The organism is Streptomyces sp. 2A115, assembly GCF_052245575.1.
In the GTDB taxonomy this organism is placed as follows: Bacteria; Actinomycetota; Actinomycetes; order Streptomycetales; family Streptomycetaceae; genus Streptomyces.
On record NZ_JBQQCG010000039.1, the window covers coordinates 34,227 to 52,022 of the forward strand.

The following is a 17,796-nucleotide window of genomic DNA, read 5'->3' on the forward strand; positions in this document are numbered from 1 at the left end:
GAAACCATCATGCGCATCCGCACCACCACGACCCTCGCCGCCGTCCTGGCAGCGGGGCTCACCCCGCTGACCCTTGCCGCCCCCGCTGCCGCCGCGCCGGCCAAGTACGCCGACGACTTCAACGGCGATGGCTACCGCGACTACGCCAACGCCTGGGGCCCCGGCAGCAAGGGCGGCGGTGTCCGTATCACCTTCGGCACGGCGACCGGTCCCGGCACCAAGACCCAGGTCGTCACCCAGGCGAGCGACGGCGTCCCCGGTGCCGACGAGACCGACGACTTCTTCGGCGACACCCGCGCCGCGGGCGACTTCAACTCCGACGGCTACGGCGACCTCGCGGTCGGCGCCGTCGGCGAGGACGTCGGCGAGAACGAGAACCAGGGCGGGGTGACCATCCTCTGGGGCTCCGCCTCCGGCCTGAACGGCGGCACCGCCCTCGCCAACAAGGGCGAGAAACTGACCTACGGAAACTTCGGCGACGACCTCGCCGTCGGCGACTTCAACGGTGACGCCAAGGCCGACCTCGCCGTCGTCAACGCCCACCAGGCACTCGTCTACCGGGGCGGCTTCACCAGGTCCGGCACCACGGGCGCGGTCACCAAGCTGGCCCAGTCGGACTCAACCACCTTCGACGCCGAGCACCTCATCGCCGGGAAGGTCACCTCCGACGCCAAGACCGATCTGGTCGTCCTGGGCAGCGACTGGGGGGCCGGGGCGACCGAGGCCTGGTTCATCAAGGGCGGCAGCACCTCCCTCACCAAGGGGGCGACGATCCGCCTCGACCCGTCCCACAACAGTCCCGAAGACGGCGTCATCGCCGACTTCAACAAGGACGGGTACGGCGACATCGCCATCGGCGTGCCCCTGTACAAGACGTACTCGGGCGCGGTGGCCGTCTGGCGCGGCGGGGCATCCGCCCCCGGCACGATGACCCGCATCACCCAGGCCACGAGCGGGGTCGCGGGCAGCCCGGAGACCGACGACTACTTCGGCGGCAGCGTCTCGGCCTCCGACGTCAACGGGGACGGCTACAAGGACCTGGCGATCGGCGCCCCGGGCGAGACGATCGACGGCGCGGAGAGCGCGGGCGGGTTCCACCTCCTGAAGGGCGGCTCCGGCGGCCTCACCGGCACAGGCTCCCAGTGGTTCGCCCGCAACACCGCGGGCGTGCCCGGCGCGGTGTCCACCGCCGACCAGCTCGGCACCACGGTCCGGCTCCGCGACACGAACAAGGACGGCCGCGCCGACCTGTTCGTCACGGGCTTCCTGGGCTCCTACCGTCTGCCGGGATCGGCATCCGGCCTCACCACCACGGGGATCTCCGAGGTGGAGTACGAGTTGGTGGACGGGTTCCTTCAGTAACGGTCGTCGCGCAGGTGACGTATGAGGGCAGCGAGTCCGGCACCAGTGGTGGATATCAGGGTGTCGGGCTCGTCGCTTTCGCGGAGGCGGAGGGTTCCTTGGGTGGCGGCGAGTTCGACGCAGTTGGACGAGTCACCGCCACCGGAGTACGAGGACTTCTGCTACACGATGTCGTGCGCCATGCTCTGCCCCTTCACAAGTCTTGTGCGAGTCGGTGGATCAGCTCACGGGACTCTACGACCCCCAACGCGGCCGTCTCCACCTTGCGGAGCACCTCGCGATAGCGCGCGAGCTGCGCCTCCGCATCCAGGAAAGCACCGCCAAGCTGGCTGTCCACCATGACGGTGTCCAACTGCGGAACCGGGCCACGCGCGTACACCACCGGATCGGCGACTCCGGCGAAGCCGTCCGCCTGGGCGCCTGGGCGCCTGGGACACGGACCCGACACCCCCCGCCGCGTCCCCCACACCCATCTGCGACTGGTCCGGCCGCGGCCTGCACATCGTCGACGCGTACGCCGACGACTGGGGCTGGTTCCAGGTCAACGGCTCGGCAGGCAAGTACGTCTGGTGTGAACTCGGCGCCAAGGGAACCTGACCGGACCCGACCTCCAGTGGCCCCGAGACTGGGAGAGCTGGACAATTAGTCCTGTAAGCCGTATATCTCCTACAACGGCAAGGGGCGATCACCATGGCTGAACACCCGCACGCCGAACTCATCCGCAAGGGCTACGAGGCCTTCTCCCGGGGTGACATGGACGGCCTCCGCCAGCTGTTCTCGGGGGACGTCACGCACCACGTGCCCGGCAACAACACGCTGTCCGGCGACTACAAGGGCCAGGACTCGGTCATCGACATGTACGGGCGGCTCTTCCAGGAGACGAACAGCACCTTCAAGGCCGAACTGCGCAACCTCCTCGTCGACGGCAGGGGCCACGTGGTCTCCGTGCACCGCATGACGGCGGAGCGCGGCGGCAAGCAGCTCGACGAGAACGGGGCCATCGTCTTCCGGATCGTCGGAGACAAGGTCACCGATCTCGACGAGTGCGTCGAGAACATCGACCGGGTCGATGAGTTCTGGTCATAAACCCTCGCACGCCCCCGCACAACCCCGCACGACCTCCAGGTGTCACACAGGTGAACCCGCGAACCCCCGGGGATTCACCCACCGCTTGGAGCGCCCGTGCGCATACGGAAGTACACCCTGGCCGCCGCCGTCGCCGCGGCGGCCACCGCGGGACTGACCCTCACGCCGACTCCGACCGCGGCCGCCATCGCGCCCCGGCCCGTGCCCAGCGACTTCAACGGCGACGGCTACGCGGACCTGGCCGTCGGCGTCCCCGACGCCGCGGTGGGCGGCAAGGCCAGGGCGGGGTACGTCAACGTCGTCTGGGGCGGCCGGAGTGGCGTCGGCGCCCACGGAAGCATCCGCGTCCACCAGGCCACCGCCGAGGTCCCCGGCACCCCGGAGGCGGGCGACCGCTTCGGCGCCTCCGTCGCCCTTGAGGACACCAACGGCGACGGCATCGCCGATCTGCTCGTCGGCGCCCCCGGCGAGGACGTCACCGGCCGCGGCGCGGACGCGGGCGCGGTCACCGTCGTGGGCGGTGCGAAGGACGGTCCGGGTCCGGGGGCCAACGTCCTCATCGGCCCGTCGGCGTCGTCGGCGTACGGCTGGTCGGTCGCGGCGGCCGACCTGACCGGCGACGGCAACAGTGACATCTTGATCGGCGGCAGGGACAAGGTCGTCCTGCGCACCGCCGACGGCATCCTCACCACCGTCCTCACCACCCCCATGGGCGGCCGCGCCCCGATCATGGCCACCGGCGACTTCACCGGCGACGGCACGGCGGACCTGGCGCTGGCGTACTGGACGGTCAACGCCCCGTACACCCAGTCCCACGTGCGGCTGTGGGCGTGGGACGCGGCGGAGGAGCGCATGGCCAACACCTGGAACACGGACAACGCGGCCGCCTCCGCGCTCGCGGTCGGCGACTTCGACGGAGACGGCAACGACGACCTGGCCCTCGGCGAGTGCCGCGAGATCGCCGACGAGAACATCGACGACCCGTGCGGCCCTGAGGAGTACGCGAAGGGCGGCGGCATCCACATCCACTACGGCAACGCCGCGCCCGGCGGCTTCGGCTCCCGCAGGCAGACGCTCAACCAGGACACGGTGGGCGTGTACGGACGCGCCGAGAACGGTGACCGCTTCGGCGCCGCCCTCGCCGCCTTCGACTGGAACGGGGACGGCCGCGACGACCTGGTCGCGGGCGCCCCCGGCGAGGCGATCGGCACACGCGCCGGCGCGGGCTCCGCCACCCTGCTTCTCGGCGGCGAGACCGGCCTCGTCGACGCGTACGGCGAGGGTCACTCGGTGGCGTACCAGCAGGACACCCCGCGCGTCCCGGGCATCGCGGAGGCGGGGGACGCCTTCGGCGCGGCCGTCGTGTCCGGCGACTACGATCACGACGGCACCCCGGACGTGGCGGTCGGCTCACCCGGCGAGAACGCCGCGTCGGGCGGTGTCTGGGTCCTGCCGGGAGCCTCCGCCAACGGCTCCTACGCCTTCACGCCCGCCAAGCTCGGCCTGCCCACCGCGTCAAGCGCGCTCACGTACGGCAAAACCCTGAGCAGCCACTGAAAAGCCCCTGAGGAACGCCTGGCAAACCCCTTAGGGGATGTCACAGGTCGGCCGCAAAGCCGGGTCCGATGGTCCGGGCCCGGCACGTCACTTCGCGGGACCAGGTACGTTCGATTACGTGGCTGGATTCAGGATCGGACGCGGCCGGGACAACCGCACTCAGCAAGCGCCTCCGCAACAACACCCGCGGCAGCAGCCGTACGGTCGGCAGGCCCCCCAGGGCAGCCCGGCGTACGGCCATCCGCCCGCACCTCAGCCGTACCCGCAGCAGCAGTACGGCGGCGGCCAGGGCGGCGGCAACGGCCCGCAGCAGTGGCCCCAGGCGAACGGGCACGGCGAGCCGGAGTACTTCGGCGACCACGACCACCACGCCCAGGGCCCGGACCCGTACGCGGCCAACCAACCGGGCCACACCACGGCGTTCTCGGTCGGCGAAGACCCCTACAACCAGGGCGGGACCTACCGTGCGGGCCAGACGACCGCGCCCCCGGTGGGCCCGCGCCTGCACTGGAAGGAACTGCTGAGCGGCGTCGTCATGCGCCCGAACCAGACCTTCCTGCAGATGCGCGACTTCTCGATGTGGGGCCCGGCCCTCATCGTGACGTTCCTCTACGGCCTGCTGGCGGTCTTCGGCTTCGACGGCGCCCGCGAGGACGTCATCAACGCGACGCTGTCGTCCGCCGTGCCGATCGTCCTGACCACGGCGATCGCGATCGTCATCAGCTCGTTCATCCTGGCCGTGGTCACGCACACCCTCGCCCGCCAGCTCGGCGGCGACGGCGCGTGGCAGCCCACGGTCGGCCTCTCCATGCTGATCATGTCGCTGACCGACGCCCCGCGTCTGGTCGTCGCGATGTTCGCGGGCGGCGACGCGTCGTTCGTGCAGCTCCTGGGCTGGGCGACGTGGGTGGCGGCCGGCGTGCTGTTCACGCTGATGGTCAAGAATTCGCACGACCTGCCGTGGCCGAAGGCCCTGGGCGCGTCCGCGATCCAGCTGATCGCGCTGCTGTCGATCATCAAGCTGGGTACGTTCTAGACCGACGGTCGGTTCGGGGCGCCCGGTCGGTCCCGGGGCCCCCGCTGGGTCGGAGCTCCCTGGTCATCCCGGTCAGGGCGCCGGCTCGTTCAGGGCGCCGGCTCGATGTTCTGGTTGGCGTGGAAGAGGTTGAGCGGGTCGTAGGTCCGCTTGATCTCCGCGAGCCGGTCGTAGTGGTCGCGGTAGGTGGACCTGACCCGCTCCCGGCCCTCGCTCGGGCCGAGGAAGTTCACATACCCGCCGCCCATCGAGTACGGGTGCAGCTCCTCCCGGTAGTCGACGGCCCACTGCCTGATGAGCTGGGCGTTGTCCGGGTCGGGGTCGATGCCCGCGAAGACGCCGGACCAGACGGCGTCGCGGTAGCTCCAGGCCGTGTCGTCGGGGCCGATCCGGGCGGCCGCGCCGTCGACCGGGTAGAGGTGCATCGTCGACAGGTCGGTGGGGAGGTTCTCGCCGTACTTGAGGTGGATGTCCACGGCCTCGTCGGTGATCCGGTCGAAGAAGTCGCCGCTCCAGTACCACTGCAGGCCCTTGGGGATCAGCTCGTCGAACAGGGTCTGCAGCCCGGGGTACGGCATCGGCGCCGTGAAGTGGAAGGCGGGCCGGCCCGCGTCGTTCACGACCGCGAGCGTCTCGTCCAGTACGGCCAGGTCACCGGTCCAGCACCACACGACACCACACATCTTGTGTCCGTGGAGTTCCTCCGGGAACGGCGGGCCCGGCGGCACGGCGAGCATCGCGAAGAAGCCGTTCAGGTCCTCGGGCGCCTGCGGCAGGAACTCGCGGTACCAGCGCAGTACTTCGCGGGTGTGGTCGACGGGCCACACCGTGATCCCGGCGCCCACGGAGTGCACCGGGTGCAGCCGGTAGGTGAAGGACGTCACGACCCCGAAGTTCCCGCCCCCGCCGCGCAGCGCCCAGAACAGGTCCGGGTTCTCGTTGTCGCTCGCGGTGGCGAAACTGCCGTCGGCGAGGACCACGTCCGCGGAGAGCAGGTTGTCCACCGTGAGCCCGTACTTGCGGGTGAGGTGGCCGTGCCCGCCGCCGAGGGTCAGGCCCCCGACGCCCGTCGTCGACATGATCCCGGCAGGGGTGGCCAGACCGAAGGCGTGCCCGGCGTGATCCAGGTCGCCGAGCGTGCTGCCACCACCGACCTGCGCGGTCTTCGCGACGGGGTCGACCCGCACCCAGCGCATCGGCGACAGGTCGAGGGTGACCGCGCCGTCCACCAGGCACAGCCCGGGACCGCTGTGTCCACCGCCGCGCACGGCGAGTTCGAGTCCGTGGTCGCGGACGAAGTCGACCGCGTTCATGACGTCCCCGGCGTCCGCGCACCGCACGAAGGCGGCCGGCCGCCGGTCGATCATCGCGTTGTAGATCGCGCGGGCCTCGTTGTACCCCGCATCCTGCGGACCGATGACCGGGCCGCGCAGCACGGTCCGCATCGCCTCCAACGTGGGGCCGTCCATGGCGGCGTTGGCAGCCTTAGCAGCGTTCATGACGATCGATCTCCTCGCGAGGCCCGGTAACCGTCCGGCGTGACCGCCCGGCCGTTCCCTGCGCCACCACCATCGCCTCGCCATGGCCCTCGTCATGAGCCACAGGGGCACGCATGCGCCACAGGGCTGACATCACCAGGGTCTCGCCGCTCGGGGGCACTGGCAATCGGAGGCCCTGCGGAGGACGACGCAGGGGGACGCTGCGAGGGAGGTGCCCGGACCGGTCGGCGGGGGCACCATGGAGCCATGGACAGTCGCACAGCCGAGGTGGGTTCGCTGGATGCCATCAGCGCGCCGGGCCGCGTCGCCGACCCAGCCGAAGGCATCACCCACGAGGAGCTCGCCCTCGCGGCCCGCAACCACGGCCTCCCCCTGGAGACCCTGCGCTACGACGTCACGCCCCCCGGCCTGCACTACCTCCTGATCCACTACGACATCCCGCTCGCCGACGCGCACACCTGGACGCTCACGGTGCGCGGCCGGGTCCGTACGCCCCTGACCCTGGACCTGGCCACCCTCCGCTCCCTTCCGCCCGCGACCCACCGGGTGACGATGGAGTGCGCGGGCAACGGCCGGGCACAGCTCACCCCGCGCCCCGTGAGCCAGCCCTGGCTGGTCGAGGCGGTCGGCACCGCCGACTGGACCGGAGTCCCGCTGCGGACGCTGCTCGCCGAGGCCGGGACGGAGCCGGACGCCGTGGAGGCGGTCTTCACCGGCGCCGACCACGGAGTGGAACGCGGTGTGGAACAGGACTACGCACGAAGCCTCCCCCTGGCGGACGCCACGGCCGCGGACCCGGAGGTCCTGGTGGCGTACGAGATGAACGGCGCCCCGCTCCCCCCGCAACACGGACACCCGGTCCGCCTGGTCGTCCCCGGCTGGTACGGCATGGCCCACGTGAAGTGGCTGCGCGACATCACCCTCACCGACACGCCCTTCACCGGCTTCCAGCAGACGGTGGCCTACCGCTACCGCCAGTCCCCCGACGACCCGGGCACCCCGGTCACCCGGATCGCGCCCCGGGCCCTGATGGTCCCGCCCGGCTTCCCGGACTTCATGTCCCGCACCCGGGTCGTACGCCCCGGTCCACTGCGTCTGGAGGGCCGCGCCTGGTCGGGCCGGGCCCCCGTCGCCCAGGTCGAGTTCAGCACGGACGACGGCCACTCCTGGCAGGAGGCGGAACTCGCCCCGCCGAACGCCCACACCTGGTCCTGGCGCCACTGGCAGGCGTCTTGGACGGCCACCCCCGGCACCCACGTCCTGACCACCCGCGTCACGGACGCCGCGGGCAACACCCAGCCGCTCGACCAGCCTTGGAACCGGGGCGGCTTCGGCAACAACCTGGTCCAGCGGGTCCGGGTGTTCTGCCCCCAGGAACACGAGGCCCAAGGCCACCAGGACGTTCAGGGCTCGCGGGACCACTAGGCCGCGCGCCCAGCGTGCCGCCCCGTCAGCCGCCGCCCAGCCGGCCCTTCGGGTGACGAGTCCGACGAGTCGTCAGCCAAGCGCTCGCGCCCGGCGTGAGGGGGACCTCGCGCGGCCGGCCGAACCCGAAGGGCCGCAGCCGCTCCCCTTGGCGGGCGGAGATCGTGATCGCGACGGCGGTGGCGGCCTGGTCGTCGACGGCACGCAGCCCCGGGGCCAGCAAGTCGGCGACCACGGTGCGGTCCCAGGTGTCCGTGTCGTCCAGCGCACCGACGATGACGACCTTCCAGTGCGGCTCGTCCGGCGCGGCCGCCTCCATCGCCGCCGGCACGGCGGCGCGGTCGCGTCGGCCGATGGCGGTTTCACGACCGGTGGCGAATCGACGGCCAGTGGCCAGTTGACGGCCGGTGGAGAGTTGACGGCCGGTGGCGAGCTCACGGGAGAGAAGGCTGCTGAAGCGCGTGTCGGGAGGCTCGGTATCGGTGCCGGGCGGCAGCCAGATGCCCGCCCCGAGGAGCACGCCGTCCTGGCGCTCGGCCACCCACACCTGCCCCTCTTCGAGGGCGTAGTGGGCCAGCATCAACCGCATGGCGCGCTGCGCCTGCCCCCAGTCCTCCGGGTGTCCCGGGCAGCCGTCCGCGGCGTGGGACGAGGGCGGGACGATGAGACGCACCACGGCGGGTACGTCCACAAGTCCCGCAGCGCGCACGGTCGTTGTCCTAGCGCTTGTCCGAGCCGTCGTCCGAGCGGTCGTCTGAGCAGTCGTCCGAGGGTGGCGCTGAAGGGTAGCCATGTCCGTACTCATTTCCGTGTTCTCCGTCTTGGTCTCAGAGGGCCCGGCTCGTGCCGGCGATGTCGACCGTGACCACGCGCACATGTACACGCCCGGTGGACGCCGCCCCGGAACGGGAGACCCGGAAGAGCCGGAAGAGCCGGACAGGTCGTAGGCCTGGCACGGCATCCGGCCTTGTACGGCGCGGTCCTCGCAGCTGGTCGCGGGAGCCATGGGAGTCGTGAAGCTGGGGGCGGCTGAGCAGAACGACACCGCGGGCGGCCGCCGCGGCGGCGGCGAGGGCGAACAGCGTGCCGGTCCCGCCGTACTGGAGGCCTTCACCGAGCAGGGTGATGCCGATGGCGGACGCGGTGACGGGGTTGACGAGGGTGAGCAGGGCGAGGGGCCCGCCGAGGCCGCTTTGGTACGCCTTCTGGGAGAGCAGCAGCCCCGCCACGGCGAACGCCACGGTGAGGACCGCCACCAGCGCCACGCTCCAGGACAGCTCAGGTCCGACGGCGAGCTTCTGGGCCAGCGTGGAGCCGACGCCCGAGGCGATGCCTGAAGCCGCCGCGAAAGCGAGGCCGCCCAGCGCCGAGCGGCCCGAGGCGAAGGAGACGAGCACCGCGATGACTCCGACGGCGGCTGTCGCGAGCCCGAAGGCCTCGGGACTCCCCAGGGTGTCGTTCGGCGCACCGCCCGAGGCGGCGAGGGTCAGCAGCACGGTCAGCCCGAGCAGGGTGAGGGCCATGCCGCGCCACTGCGTGCCCGAGGTCCGGCGGCGGGTGACCAGCGAGCCCAGGGGCACCGCCACCACGAGACTCAGCGCGCCGAGCGGCTGTACGAGGGTCAGCGGTCCGTAGCGCAGGGCGACCACGTGCAGCAGCGCACCGGTGGCGTTGAGGGCGACCGACCCCCACCAGGAGCCGCGGGCGAGCGTGCCACGCAGGTTCGCGGTGTCCGCGGCGGTCCGTTCCTGGATGACGGCGGCCGCGGCGTAACAGAGTGCGGAGACCAGGGAGAGTACGACGGCCAGGAGGACCGGAGTGGTCGTCATCGACGACCCACCGAGAGCTTGCTGCTGCGGCTTGGCATGACCCTGGCCCCCATCGGAACGAAACGGTTTCGTACCGAAAAAGCTACGACGACCCCGAGAGAAACGCAAGCGTTTCTTTAGTCGGGGTGCTTTGGTCGGGTGCTTTATTCGAGGCGGGAGGCGCGCGCAGGAGGCAGGTCGCCACCCGTGCGCCAGAGCTAGAGCGCTTCCCTCGACGGCGTGACGGGCTCGCCCGACCTACGCACGGGAGGCAGCACACTCCACGGGAAGTTGATCCACTCGTCGGTCCGCTTCCACACGTACTCGCACTTCACCAGCGACTGCGACTTCTCGTAGATCACCGCGCTACGAACCTCGGCGACGGCGTCGACACAGAACTCGTGCACGAGCTTCAACGTCCTGCCGGTGTCGGCGACGTCATCCGTGATCAGCACCTTCTTGTCGGAGAAGTCGATGGTGTTGGGCACGGGAGCGAGCATGACCGGCATCTCGAGGGTCGTCCCGACCCCCGTATAGAACTCCACGTTCACGAGGTGGATGTTCTTGCAGTCCAGGGCGTAGGCGAGCCCGCCGGCGACGAACACGCCGCCGCGCGCGATGGAGAGCACGATGTCCGGCTCGTAACCGTCGTCGGCGATGACCTGAGCGAGCTCACGGACGGCGACACCGAAGCGCTCGTAGGAGAGGTTCTCGCGCACGGGACTCACTTCGCCGCTCACGCCGCCGCTTATGTGGCCGTCACTCACACCTGGGTCCGATGGAAGTTGAGGAAGGAGCGGGAGGCGGTCGGCCCGCGCTGCCCCTGGTAGCGGGAGCCGTAGCGGTCGCTGCCGTACGGGAACTCGGCCGGCGAGCTGAGCCGGAACATGCACAGCTGCCCGATCTTCATGCCTGGCCAGAGCTTGATGGGAAGCGTGGCGAGGTTGGAGAGCTCGAGGGTGACGTGCCCGGAGAACCCGGGATCGATGAACCCGGCGGTGGAGTGGGTGACAAGCCCCAGCCGCCCGAGGGAGCTCTTCCCTTCCAGCCGCGAGGCGAGATTTTCGGGCAGGGTGATGACCTCGTACGAACTGGCGAGGACGAACTCCCCGGGATGCAGGATGAACGGCTCGTCGCCCTCGGGCTCGACGAGCCGAGTGAGATCCGCCTGCTCGACCGACGGATCGATATGGGGGTAGCGGTGATTCTCGAACACCCGGAAGTAGCGGTCGAGCCGCACGTCGATGCTCGAGGGCTGCACCATGGATGGCTCGTAGGGGTCGATACGGACCCGCCCGGCGTCGATCTCGGCCCGGATGTCCTTGTCTGAGAGAAGCACGCCCTGAGGATACGCAGAGCCCGCGGGCCCACCACAATCCGGTGATCATGGTGGGCCCGCGGGGATGTGAACGTGGTTGGCTAGCGCTTCTCGAACTCCACCGGCACGACATTGCGGAGCCGGGCACAACGGGGGCAACGGATCAGCCGGCCGGGGCCGAGCCGCTCGGCTTGCTGCATCGGAAGCGAAGCGGTGCTGAACACGTGCCCTTCGGCACAACGGACGACGGTGTTGCGTTCCATCAAGTCCTCAGAGTCCCTTCCCCAGGAGCCGCGTCTGACTGACGACGAAAGCCACATTACGGGACGAAAGAGACGGCCCTCCAGGCGGCACCCCGAACCCGCCCGACCCTTATTCAACCCCTCCACCGTACGCCCCAACTCCCGTCCCCCGCAGCCCCGTCCACTCCCCGAAACGGCACCTGGCCCCACGGCTTCCAGCGCCGGGGGCCAGGCATGAGGTATGGTGATTTCGCGTTTCCGACACCGGTCACGATCGTCTGGTCGGCGTCTTACGCGGGTGTAGTTTAGTGGTAGAACATCAGCTTCCCAAGCTGAGAGTGCGAGTTCGATTCTCGTCACCCGCTCCATGACAAAGGCCCAGGTCATCGGCCCGGGCCTTTTTGCTGTCCGCTGTGATCACTCGCCGCGTGCCAGATTCGTGCCAGAACGCTGATCTTCTGGATCATGGGTGTCTTCATCTGGCACGGCCGCAGCTTCCTGCACTTCCTGGCGTGCCTTGCGAACGGTCGCGTCGAGCCCGGCAGCAACTTCCTGCTGTCGGTCGTCGTCGGAGTGCTGATAGATCAGCGCAGCTTTCTCCGAGGACTGCCCGGCCCGGACCATCGTGTCCTTGAGGGTGGCACCCGAGCGCGTCGAAAGCGTGTGTCCGGTGTGGCGGAGATCGTAGAACCGGAATCCCTCGGGCATGCCGACGATCTCACGTGCCTTTCTCCACTTCCGGCCGAAGGTGCTACGGCGGAAGGGGGCGCCCTTCTCGCCGACGAAGAGCAGCCCATCGGGGCCCGGCTCGGCGTACGACTCCAGGTGCCACCGGAGCTCCCGGCGGAGGAACGCGGGAAGGATCACACTCCGGGTTCCGGCCTCGGACTTGGTGTCGCCCTGGACGCGCCGCCCGTTCATCCGCTCCGGCTCGGCAAGGCGAACGCAAATCCGCAGGGCGTCGAGGTCGACGTCTCGACGACGTAGGCCGGCCAGCTCCTCGGGCCGCATCGGGCCGTACGCACCGAGGTAGACCATGAGCCGCCACCGCATGCCGATGGCTTCGGCAAGTGCGTCGACCTGGGCGACGGTGGCGATGCGCCGCTCAGCAGCCTTCTCCTTACCGGCCCCCTTGATCCGGCACGGGTTGCGTTGGATCAGTTCGTCATCAACGGCGGTTTCCATGATGGCCTTGAGTAGCCGATACGCCTTGGCCGTCATCGTCTTGCCACCGTTGGCTCGCAGCTGCGCTGTCCGCCACTCACGGACATGTGGCGCAGTGATCTCGTCCAAGTCGGACTCGGCGAAGCTGGCCAACAGGTACTTGTCGAGGAGATACCGGTAGAGGTCCTGAGTGAGAGGCGCTAGTTCCCGCTCCTCGACCCACTTCTCTGCGTAGACGCGGAAGCCCACCGCGCCTGCTTCGGGGTCCCGCCATTCACCACGCCTGATCTCCGTCTGCTTTTCAGCAAGCCAGTCGTCAGCGTCCGCCGTCGTTTCGAAGGTGAACGGGGCCGGTCGCATCACGCCGTCAGGACCCGGGTAGCGCGCCTGGTATCGGCCGGAAGGAAGCTTCCTGATGGCCCCGAACCGCCGTCGTCGGCCCCTGCTATTGGCCATCAGGCAGCCCTCCTGAAGCGGGCACGGGGCCGCCTCAGCGGATGCACCATGCGGGATGCGATGAACTCCTCGACCGCGCTCTCCGGGATACGGACGTGCCGGCCAACCTTCACGTAGCGGATGCGCCGTTCCTCGATCAGGCGCCGAGGGAAGCGGACGGTCGTACCGAGCAGCTCGGCGACCTGGTCGACGGACAGGTAGCGCTCGGTCATCGGGTTGGTTCTCCTTCCGTTCCGGGGGCCGGTTCGAGGGATGTGGCGAGCCAGGCCTCACCGGCGCTGAGGCCCGTTCCGGCGAAGACCCAGTGCGCGAGTACGAGGGTGGTTTCGCCTTCCTGCGGGGCGGGGGTGACCTGCGCTCGGCGCCAGTCGGCACGAGCCGTGCGGAGTGCGCCGAGGGTGGTCGAGTAGCGGCGGGACTTCGTGGAGAAGTGGCCGCGGAAGCCGAGCATGTGAGCCCAGGCCCGGAGGCGGAGGTCCGCCAGCTCGGGGCGCGCTCCAAGGGCCCAGGCGGTGCGGATCATGCGTCGGGCGTGATCTGTGAGTTTGGCTTGGGCCAGCTCGGCGAGGAAGCGGATCGGTCGGTCGAGGGTGCCAGTCGCCGTCTCGGCACCCTTGGTGGCGTACTTGGCGATGTACGCGGCTACGGCCCGTTCGGTCAGCTCCTGGCCGCCGTCGAAGTCGGCGGTTCGAATGGGACGGACGTCGAGCTGACGGCCGAAGGTGAAGGTGTGGGCGCGGCCGTCGATGACCGGACCGTCGACCTGCGCCGCGCGGGCGGCGGCTCCGATGGCGTCGGTGACCAGTTCAGCGGTGGCCCAGGCGGGCGGTGCAGTGTCGCCGCCCTCGGGGCCGTCGAGGCGGATGACCGCGTGGAAGTGCACGGCGCCGCGCTTCTGGTACTCGGCGACCTTGGCGAACGAGATGCGCGCGTGCTCACGGAAGGCGCGTTGCGTGAGACCTGCGCGCTTGGCAACCTCACGGCGCAGGTAGATGGAGAACCGGCGCCACAGGGCCCCGGCGTGGGCGTTCCAGAGGACGGCCGTTTCGTAGTCGTACGTGTCCGGGTCGAGGGGCGTGCCCAAGGTCGCGTCCTCCTGGTCGTGGCGGACGCCGCAGCGGCAGGGGCGGCCGCTGGTGGGGCGGTTGTGGACGGGGCCGAAGCCCGGGGCGGTGAAGGTGGCGAACACGCGTGGGTGAGTGCCGACTTGTTCGGGGGTGCCTTTGCCGCCGCGGAGTCCGGCGGTGATCAGGTGGTAGGTGTCGCGGCGGTACGTCTCGGCGCAGGCCGCACAGCGTGTGGCGCGGCGGTTGTTGCAGCGGACGAGGAGGTGACCGGCTGGGAGGGTGGCGGAGTCCAGGTGGTGCAGGGTGCGGCCGATCTCGCCGGTTGCCTTGTTGATCTCGTACTCGGTGCGGTGGCCGTCGAGGCGCACGGGGCGGGTGCAGCCGCCCAGGCCTGAGAGTTGCCGGGCCAGCTCGGGCATGGTGCCGAGGGAGGCCAGCGTGGAGAGTTCCGCCAGCGGGGGCGGAGTCTGCCGGGTGATGATGGGAGTTCCTTTCGGCTGTTTCGCGGTTGGGAGGGACGGCCCCGGGGCGGCGGGATGCTTGGCGGCGTTGATGCCGCCCCGGCGGCCGGTCAGCGCCTGTTGGCGCCGTTGACGAGCGAGCGCAGGACCACAGCGGAAATGGCGACCGAGATGGCCGTGATGGCGACGGCCGCCAGGAGCGCGGTGAGGACGACGCCGACGACGACCACAGCGGCGACCGCGCCGACTCCGACGCCCACGTATGGGGCGACCGGGCGGCCGGCGGATGGAACGGCCGGAGCCTGAACGTGCTGCTGAGTAGTGACGGTTGTCGGCAGGGGCGGGGCGTCGGGCAGCTTGGGGCGGAACATGGCCGGACTCCTCTCAGTCGTGGGTGCCGTTGACGACGTCGACCCCGGAACGCGTGCCGGACTCGATGGCGGGGGCGAGGATCGTGTGCGAGAGCCAGAAGCCGAACAGCGCGATCACGGCGGCGACCCAGAGGCGGACGCCGAGGAACTTGATCGCGGCCCAGGCGATGACGCCCAGGACGAAGACGAGCGGCAGTGAGACGGTCACGGGAGCTCCTCGGCGGTCAGCGGGCGGGGCAGCGGTGGGTGCGGGCGGCCAGCTCGGCAGCGGCACGGCTGTCGTAGTCCGTGGAGAAGCCGCAGCGCGGAGCCATGCATGCGGCGGTGTGCTTCTCGTGGCCCCGGCCGTCGTAGTACGTGGCGACCTGGACGGGGCCGATGCGGACGACGTTGCGGAACCGGCGATGGGCGGGCATCAGGTGGACTCCTTCGGGTTGTGACGGCCGTTGTGGTCGTCGTGGGTCTCGCCGGTGAAGTCGGTGACGTGGTCGGCCAGCCAGCGCAAGATCTCGTCGCCCTCGTAGCTGTCGGCGGCAAGGATCACGGGCTCGGCGATCAGCACGGCTTCGGTGAGGCGGTTCTGTCGGGTCAGCTCGGCAGCGCGCTTGAGCGCGCGGAGCGTGGTCGGGCGCAAGGTGGAAAGTCCTCCGGGATCAAGTGAGTTGGGCTGCGATGGCTTCGGCGAGCGGTGCGGGTACGCCGAGGCGGGCGCGAAGCGTCGGGGTGTCGATGGCGGTTCCGGTCCGGGCGCGGTGTTCGTCGGCGAGCTTGTGCGCCAGGGCGACGAGCGCGGGCGGGACAGGGGGTGTGGAAGGTTGGGCGGTTTCCGGTGCTGCCGCGGGGAGTTCGGGTGCCGTGGTGGTCGGGGCGGGCTCTGGTTCCGCCGCCGGAACCTCTGTGGGCGTCGGTGCGCCGTGGGCGAGCAGGGTTCCGCCGAGGAAGGCGACGGCGGGCCATCCGGCGACGAGGATGCGGAGCCAGGCCGGTACGTCGTTCAGGTCGAGGAGTCCGGCGGTGGCGACGTTGGCACCCAGCGAGGCGGTGAGCGCGACGAGGAACCAGCACCATCCGGCCGCTTTCGCCTCGCCGGAGCGCAGTCGATGCCAGGCCGCCACCATCAGCAGGTCGACGGAGATGGGATAGGCCCACGCCTTCCACCCGTCTTGTCCGGCGGCCGAGGCCAGGTCGTGCAGGTGGGCGAAGGACAGCGAAGCGGCGATGACCGCTTGGATCAGTACCGGATCAACCGGGAGACGGCCGATGCGCATCGCTCACTGCTCCCGAGCCTCGTCAGCAGTTACGCGAGCCGCACGGGCGACCTCGGTCGCCTCCTGGTCGCCAGGCATGGCGTCGGCGATGCCTTCCAATAGATCCGCCTTACGAGCGGCCAGCTCGACCGGATCGCCGCCTATGGTGCAGACGGCTTTGAGGTCCGCGAGGAAGGCGGCGATCTCGTCGACTGTGGGGCGATGGGACATGAGGATTCCCGTTCTTCGGTCGGATTCGGGCATGGCGGGGGTAGGGAGTTGGCGCGGGATGGCCGCGCCGGCGGTGGGATGGGATGCGCCTAGTCGGTGACCGGGCGCGGTGTGGCCACCGGTTCGGCGACCGTCACGGGCACCGGCGGAACGTACGGCCGGAAGGACGTGAGCGCCGGTACGTCAGGGGCGAGATGCGCCGTCTCACGGCAGGTGACGGCAGCGTCGGCGAGGGACATGTACGGAGTGCGGATGCGAGACCAGCCGCCAGAGGTGTCACCGACCACGGCCAGACCAGGCAGCTCAGCAGCGATGGCGCAGGCAGCGCCGACCGCTTCCGGGGCGATGTCGCCGAGCGCCATCTTGGCGGAGGCTTCGTCGTTGACGCGGTGGCAGACCCGGCCGGAGAGCTGAGCGCGGAGCATGGTCGCGCCCTTGCCCAGTTCGGCGCCGAACCGCTGCCCGCAGACCTCCAGGTAGATACCGGCGGCCCGGCCGAGCTGAGCGAGCCGGATCAGCTGAGTGACCATCTCGTCCCGTCGCTCCTCCTCCTTTCGCGTGGCGATGAGGAAGAGTTCGGCCACCTCGTCGATGAACAGCACGATGGGAGCCGGGCGTTCGCTCTCGGGCAGCCCCCAGATGTCCGAGGTGATCGACTCGTCCGGGGTGCCGGGGGCGATGCCCTGTCGGGCCTTGATCAGGTCGTAACGGTCCTCCATTTCCTTCACGAGCACGGGAAGCAGCTCGGCAGCTTGCTCCGGGTCGGTCGCTAGCGCGGAGAGCCGGGCGGCGAACGGTGCCAGCTCGACCCCGCGCTTGCAGTCGATGCCGACCAGGACCACCGGCTGAGCCGCCAGCCCGGTCAGCAGGTTGCGCAGGAACATGGACTTGCCCGACAGCGTGGCGCCGAGGACCAGCTCATGAGGTACAGCCCGGTAGTCCCGTACGAACGCGGTCGCGTCCTGCCGCAGCGCCACCGGCACCCGCAGCAGCCCGCCATCGAACCGGCGGGGCATGCGCACCTTGCGCAGTACGTCGAAGCCGACGAGCCGCAGTTCCACGACTCCAGGCTTCACGTCCCGCACGTACACGGCGTGAACGCCCCAGGCGTGCCGCAGCCGTTCGGCCGAGGCCGCCACATCCGCCGGTTCCTGGCCCGGAGCCAACCGCAGCCGGAGCCGCAAGCCGGTCGTGGTGGGCCGGATCATGCCCCGCCGCGGGGGCACGGGCCGGACCTCACGGCGAGTCGTGGCCTTGACGGCCAGTACCCGCAGCCGGGACGGCGCGACCGTCAGGCCGCACGCGTCCATGGTCGAGGAGTACGAGGCCATCAGCCGGACCACCGATACCGGCAGCCCGACCGTGGACCAGTACGCCGCCGGGTGGGCGTGCCGGGCGTAAGCCGCGCCGCCTATCGCAGCGAGCGACCCGCCCAGCTCGGCCAACGTCACGAGGTCGGTCACGTC

At 70.3% G+C, this 17,796-nt stretch carries 22 protein-coding genes, 1 tRNA gene and 1 pseudogene; 6 read left to right on the plus strand and 18 right to left on the minus strand.

Annotated elements, in window-relative coordinates; genetic code table 11:
- Positions 1 to 9: 9 nt before the first annotated feature.
- Positions 10 to 1,362, plus strand: coding sequence for an FG-GAP repeat protein (locus ACTWQR_RS29680; RefSeq protein ID WP_443230271.1), 1,353 nt, complete (start codon positions 10 to 12; stop codon positions 1,360 to 1,362).
- Here ACTWQR_RS29680 and ACTWQR_RS29685 read toward each other — a convergent pair.
- Together ACTWQR_RS29685 and ACTWQR_RS29690 are read right to left on the minus strand one after the other, a co-directional pair.
- Positions 1,356 to 1,511: pseudogene (locus ACTWQR_RS29685) on the minus strand (DUF397 domain-containing protein); the annotation flags it as partial. The gene ACTWQR_RS29680 and the pseudogene ACTWQR_RS29685 sit on opposite strands and share 7 nt — an antisense overlap.
- Positions 1,512 to 1,555: 44 nt before the next feature.
- On the minus strand, positions 1,556 to 1,810 hold the full coding sequence (locus ACTWQR_RS29690; protein ID WP_443230272.1) for a Scr1 family TA system antitoxin-like transcriptional regulator: 255 nt from the start codon (positions 1,808 to 1,810) through the stop codon (positions 1,556 to 1,558).
- A gap of 242 nt (positions 1,811 to 2,052) precedes the next feature.
- On the opposite strand from ACTWQR_RS29690, the gene ACTWQR_RS29695 reads away from it, so the two are divergent.
- The 3 genes from ACTWQR_RS29695 to ACTWQR_RS29705 all read left to right on the plus strand — a co-directional run bounded on the left by ACTWQR_RS29695 (position 2,053) and on the right by ACTWQR_RS29705 (position 5,041).
- On the plus strand, positions 2,053 to 2,448 hold the full coding sequence (locus ACTWQR_RS29695; RefSeq protein WP_443230273.1) for a nuclear transport factor 2 family protein: 396 nt from the start codon (positions 2,053 to 2,055) through the stop codon (positions 2,446 to 2,448).
- Positions 2,449 to 2,544: 96 nt separating this feature from the next.
- Positions 2,545 to 4,005, plus strand: coding sequence for an FG-GAP-like repeat-containing protein (locus tag ACTWQR_RS29700; protein ID WP_443230274.1), 1,461 nt, complete (start codon positions 2,545 to 2,547; stop codon positions 4,003 to 4,005).
- Between the two features lie 37 nt (positions 4,006 to 4,042).
- Entirely contained in the window at positions 4,043 to 5,041 is a 999-nt protein-coding gene (locus ACTWQR_RS29705) for a Yip1 family protein (RefSeq protein ID WP_443230275.1), read from the plus strand.
- Positions 5,042 to 5,130: 89 nt separating this feature from the next.
- Here the strand turns inward: ACTWQR_RS29705 and ACTWQR_RS29710 are convergent, their stop codons facing one another.
- Positions 5,131 to 6,510: an FAD-binding oxidoreductase gene (locus ACTWQR_RS29710; protein ID WP_443230329.1), complete on the minus strand. Its 1,380-nt coding sequence runs from the start codon at positions 6,508 to 6,510 to the stop codon at positions 5,131 to 5,133.
- A 276-nt stretch (positions 6,511 to 6,786) separates the two neighbouring features.
- Between ACTWQR_RS29710 and ACTWQR_RS29715 the strand changes: the two genes are divergently transcribed.
- On the plus strand, positions 6,787 to 7,965 hold the full coding sequence (locus tag ACTWQR_RS29715; RefSeq protein WP_443230276.1) for a sulfite oxidase: 1,179 nt from the start codon (positions 6,787 to 6,789) through the stop codon (positions 7,963 to 7,965).
- Positions 7,966 to 7,990: 25 nt separating this feature from the next.
- Here the strand turns inward: ACTWQR_RS29715 and ACTWQR_RS29720 are convergent, their stop codons facing one another.
- The 5 genes from ACTWQR_RS29720 to ACTWQR_RS29740 all read right to left on the minus strand — a co-directional run bounded on the left by ACTWQR_RS29720 (position 7,991) and on the right by ACTWQR_RS29740 (position 11,354).
- Positions 7,991 to 8,674, minus strand: coding sequence for a hypothetical protein (locus tag ACTWQR_RS29720; RefSeq protein ID WP_443230277.1), 684 nt, complete (start codon positions 8,672 to 8,674; stop codon positions 7,991 to 7,993).
- A 118-nt stretch (positions 8,675 to 8,792) separates the two neighbouring features.
- Positions 8,793 to 9,794, minus strand: a complete 1,002-nt coding sequence (locus tag ACTWQR_RS29725) for a DMT family transporter (RefSeq protein WP_443230278.1) — start codon at positions 9,792 to 9,794, stop codon at positions 8,793 to 8,795.
- A 197-nt stretch (positions 9,795 to 9,991) separates the two neighbouring features.
- Positions 9,992 to 10,501 (minus strand): phosphoribosyltransferase, encoded by a 510-nt coding sequence (locus ACTWQR_RS29730; RefSeq protein WP_443230330.1) that lies wholly within the window; start codon positions 10,499 to 10,501, stop codon positions 9,992 to 9,994.
- 35 nt (positions 10,502 to 10,536) lie between these two features.
- Positions 10,537 to 11,112, minus strand: a complete 576-nt coding sequence (dcd, locus tag ACTWQR_RS29735; protein ID WP_443230279.1) for a dCTP deaminase — start codon at positions 11,110 to 11,112, stop codon at positions 10,537 to 10,539.
- Between the two features lie 80 nt (positions 11,113 to 11,192).
- The gene (locus tag ACTWQR_RS29740; protein WP_443230280.1) at positions 11,193 to 11,354 is read right to left on the minus strand and encodes a hypothetical protein; all 162 of its coding nucleotides are present in this window, start codon (positions 11,352 to 11,354) and stop codon (positions 11,193 to 11,195) included.
- 273 nt (positions 11,355 to 11,627) lie between these two features.
- Between ACTWQR_RS29740 and ACTWQR_RS29745 the strand changes: the two genes are divergently transcribed.
- Positions 11,628 to 11,701, plus strand: a tRNA-Gly gene (locus ACTWQR_RS29745).
- A gap of 49 nt (positions 11,702 to 11,750) precedes the next feature.
- On the opposite strand, the gene ACTWQR_RS29750 is transcribed toward ACTWQR_RS29745, so the two are convergent.
- The 10 genes from ACTWQR_RS29750 to ACTWQR_RS29795 form a co-directional block, all read right to left on the minus strand.
- Positions 11,751 to 12,953 (minus strand): tyrosine-type recombinase/integrase, encoded by a 1,203-nt coding sequence (locus ACTWQR_RS29750; RefSeq protein WP_443230281.1) that lies wholly within the window; start codon positions 12,951 to 12,953, stop codon positions 11,751 to 11,753.
- Positions 12,953 to 13,165, minus strand: coding sequence for an excisionase family DNA-binding protein (locus ACTWQR_RS29755; RefSeq protein ID WP_443230282.1), 213 nt, complete (start codon positions 13,163 to 13,165; stop codon positions 12,953 to 12,955). Before ACTWQR_RS29755 ends, ACTWQR_RS29750 begins: the two co-directional genes overlap by 1 nt.
- Positions 13,162 to 14,439: a replication initiator gene (locus ACTWQR_RS29760; protein ID WP_443230283.1), complete on the minus strand. Its 1,278-nt coding sequence runs from the start codon at positions 14,437 to 14,439 to the stop codon at positions 13,162 to 13,164. Before ACTWQR_RS29760 ends, ACTWQR_RS29755 begins: the two co-directional genes overlap by 4 nt.
- A gap of 152 nt (positions 14,440 to 14,591) precedes the next feature.
- Positions 14,592 to 14,852 carry a SpdD protein gene (locus ACTWQR_RS29765; protein ID WP_328845177.1) on the minus strand — a complete coding sequence of 87 codons (261 nt, stop codon included), beginning with the start codon at positions 14,850 to 14,852 and terminating at the stop codon, positions 14,592 to 14,594.
- A gap of 13 nt (positions 14,853 to 14,865) precedes the next feature.
- Positions 14,866 to 15,060: a hypothetical protein gene (locus ACTWQR_RS29770; RefSeq protein ID WP_269246680.1), complete on the minus strand. Its 195-nt coding sequence runs from the start codon at positions 15,058 to 15,060 to the stop codon at positions 14,866 to 14,868.
- 16 nt (positions 15,061 to 15,076) lie between these two features.
- The gene (locus ACTWQR_RS29775) at positions 15,077 to 15,268 is read right to left on the minus strand and encodes a mobile element transfer protein (protein WP_443230284.1); all 192 of its coding nucleotides are present in this window, start codon (positions 15,266 to 15,268) and stop codon (positions 15,077 to 15,079) included.
- On the minus strand, positions 15,268 to 15,486 hold the full coding sequence (locus ACTWQR_RS29780; protein WP_443230285.1) for a hypothetical protein: 219 nt from the start codon (positions 15,484 to 15,486) through the stop codon (positions 15,268 to 15,270). The genes ACTWQR_RS29775 and ACTWQR_RS29780 overlap by 1 nt, the downstream gene beginning before the upstream one ends.
- 19 nt (positions 15,487 to 15,505) lie before the next feature.
- Positions 15,506 to 16,120, minus strand: coding sequence for a DUF2637 domain-containing protein (locus tag ACTWQR_RS29785; protein WP_443230286.1), 615 nt, complete (start codon positions 16,118 to 16,120; stop codon positions 15,506 to 15,508).
- Positions 16,121 to 16,123: 3 nt separating this feature from the next.
- Complete coding sequence (locus ACTWQR_RS29790; protein WP_443230287.1) at positions 16,124 to 16,330, minus strand: hypothetical protein; 207 nt, start codon at positions 16,328 to 16,330, stop codon at positions 16,124 to 16,126.
- Positions 16,331 to 16,419: 89 nt separating this feature from the next.
- The gene (locus ACTWQR_RS29795; protein WP_443230288.1) at positions 16,420 to 17,793 is read right to left on the minus strand and encodes an FtsK/SpoIIIE domain-containing protein; all 1,374 of its coding nucleotides are present in this window, start codon (positions 17,791 to 17,793) and stop codon (positions 16,420 to 16,422) included.
- Positions 17,794 to 17,796: the final 3 nt, after the last annotated feature.

What these genes read in the sequence shown, in the direction of transcription:
- ACTWQR_RS29680 (WP_443230271.1), top strand. Translation starts at nt 10, where the DNA reads ATGCGCATCCGCACCACCACGACCCTCGCCGCCGTCCTGGCAGCGGGG.
- ACTWQR_RS29695 (WP_443230273.1), top strand. Translation starts at nt 2,053, where the DNA reads ATGGCTGAACACCCGCACGCCGAACTCATCCGCAAGGGCTACGAGGCC.
- ACTWQR_RS29705 (WP_443230275.1), top strand. Translation starts at nt 4,043, where the DNA reads ATGTCACAGGTCGGCCGCAAAGCCGGGTCCGATGGTCCGGGCCCGGCA.
- ACTWQR_RS29710 (WP_443230329.1), bottom strand. Translation starts at nt 6,510, where the DNA reads ATGGACGGCCCCACGTTGGAGGCGATGCGGACCGTGCTGCGCGGCCCG.
- ACTWQR_RS29715 (WP_443230276.1), top strand. Translation starts at nt 6,787, where the DNA reads ATGGACAGTCGCACAGCCGAGGTGGGTTCGCTGGATGCCATCAGCGCG.
- ACTWQR_RS29725 (WP_443230278.1), bottom strand. Translation starts at nt 9,794, where the DNA reads ATGACGACCACTCCGGTCCTCCTGGCCGTCGTACTCTCCCTGGTCTCC.
- ACTWQR_RS29740 (WP_443230280.1), bottom strand. Translation starts at nt 11,354, where the DNA reads ATGGAACGCAACACCGTCGTCCGTTGTGCCGAAGGGCACGTGTTCAGC.
- ACTWQR_RS29750 (WP_443230281.1), bottom strand. Translation starts at nt 12,953, where the DNA reads ATGGCCAATAGCAGGGGCCGACGACGGCGGTTCGGGGCCATCAGGAAG.
- ACTWQR_RS29755 (WP_443230282.1), bottom strand. Translation starts at nt 13,165, where the DNA reads ATGACCGAGCGCTACCTGTCCGTCGACCAGGTCGCCGAGCTGCTCGGT.
- ACTWQR_RS29760 (WP_443230283.1), bottom strand. Translation starts at nt 14,439, where the DNA reads ATGCCCGAGCTGGCCCGGCAACTCTCAGGCCTGGGCGGCTGCACCCGC.
- ACTWQR_RS29765 (WP_328845177.1), bottom strand. Translation starts at nt 14,852, where the DNA reads ATGTTCCGCCCCAAGCTGCCCGACGCCCCGCCCCTGCCGACAACCGTC.
- ACTWQR_RS29775 (WP_443230284.1), bottom strand. Translation starts at nt 15,268, where the DNA reads ATGCCCGCCCATCGCCGGTTCCGCAACGTCGTCCGCATCGGCCCCGTC.
- ACTWQR_RS29785 (WP_443230286.1), bottom strand. Translation starts at nt 16,120, where the DNA reads ATGCGCATCGGCCGTCTCCCGGTTGATCCGGTACTGATCCAAGCGGTC.
- ACTWQR_RS29790 (WP_443230287.1), bottom strand. Translation starts at nt 16,330, where the DNA reads ATGTCCCATCGCCCCACAGTCGACGAGATCGCCGCCTTCCTCGCGGAC.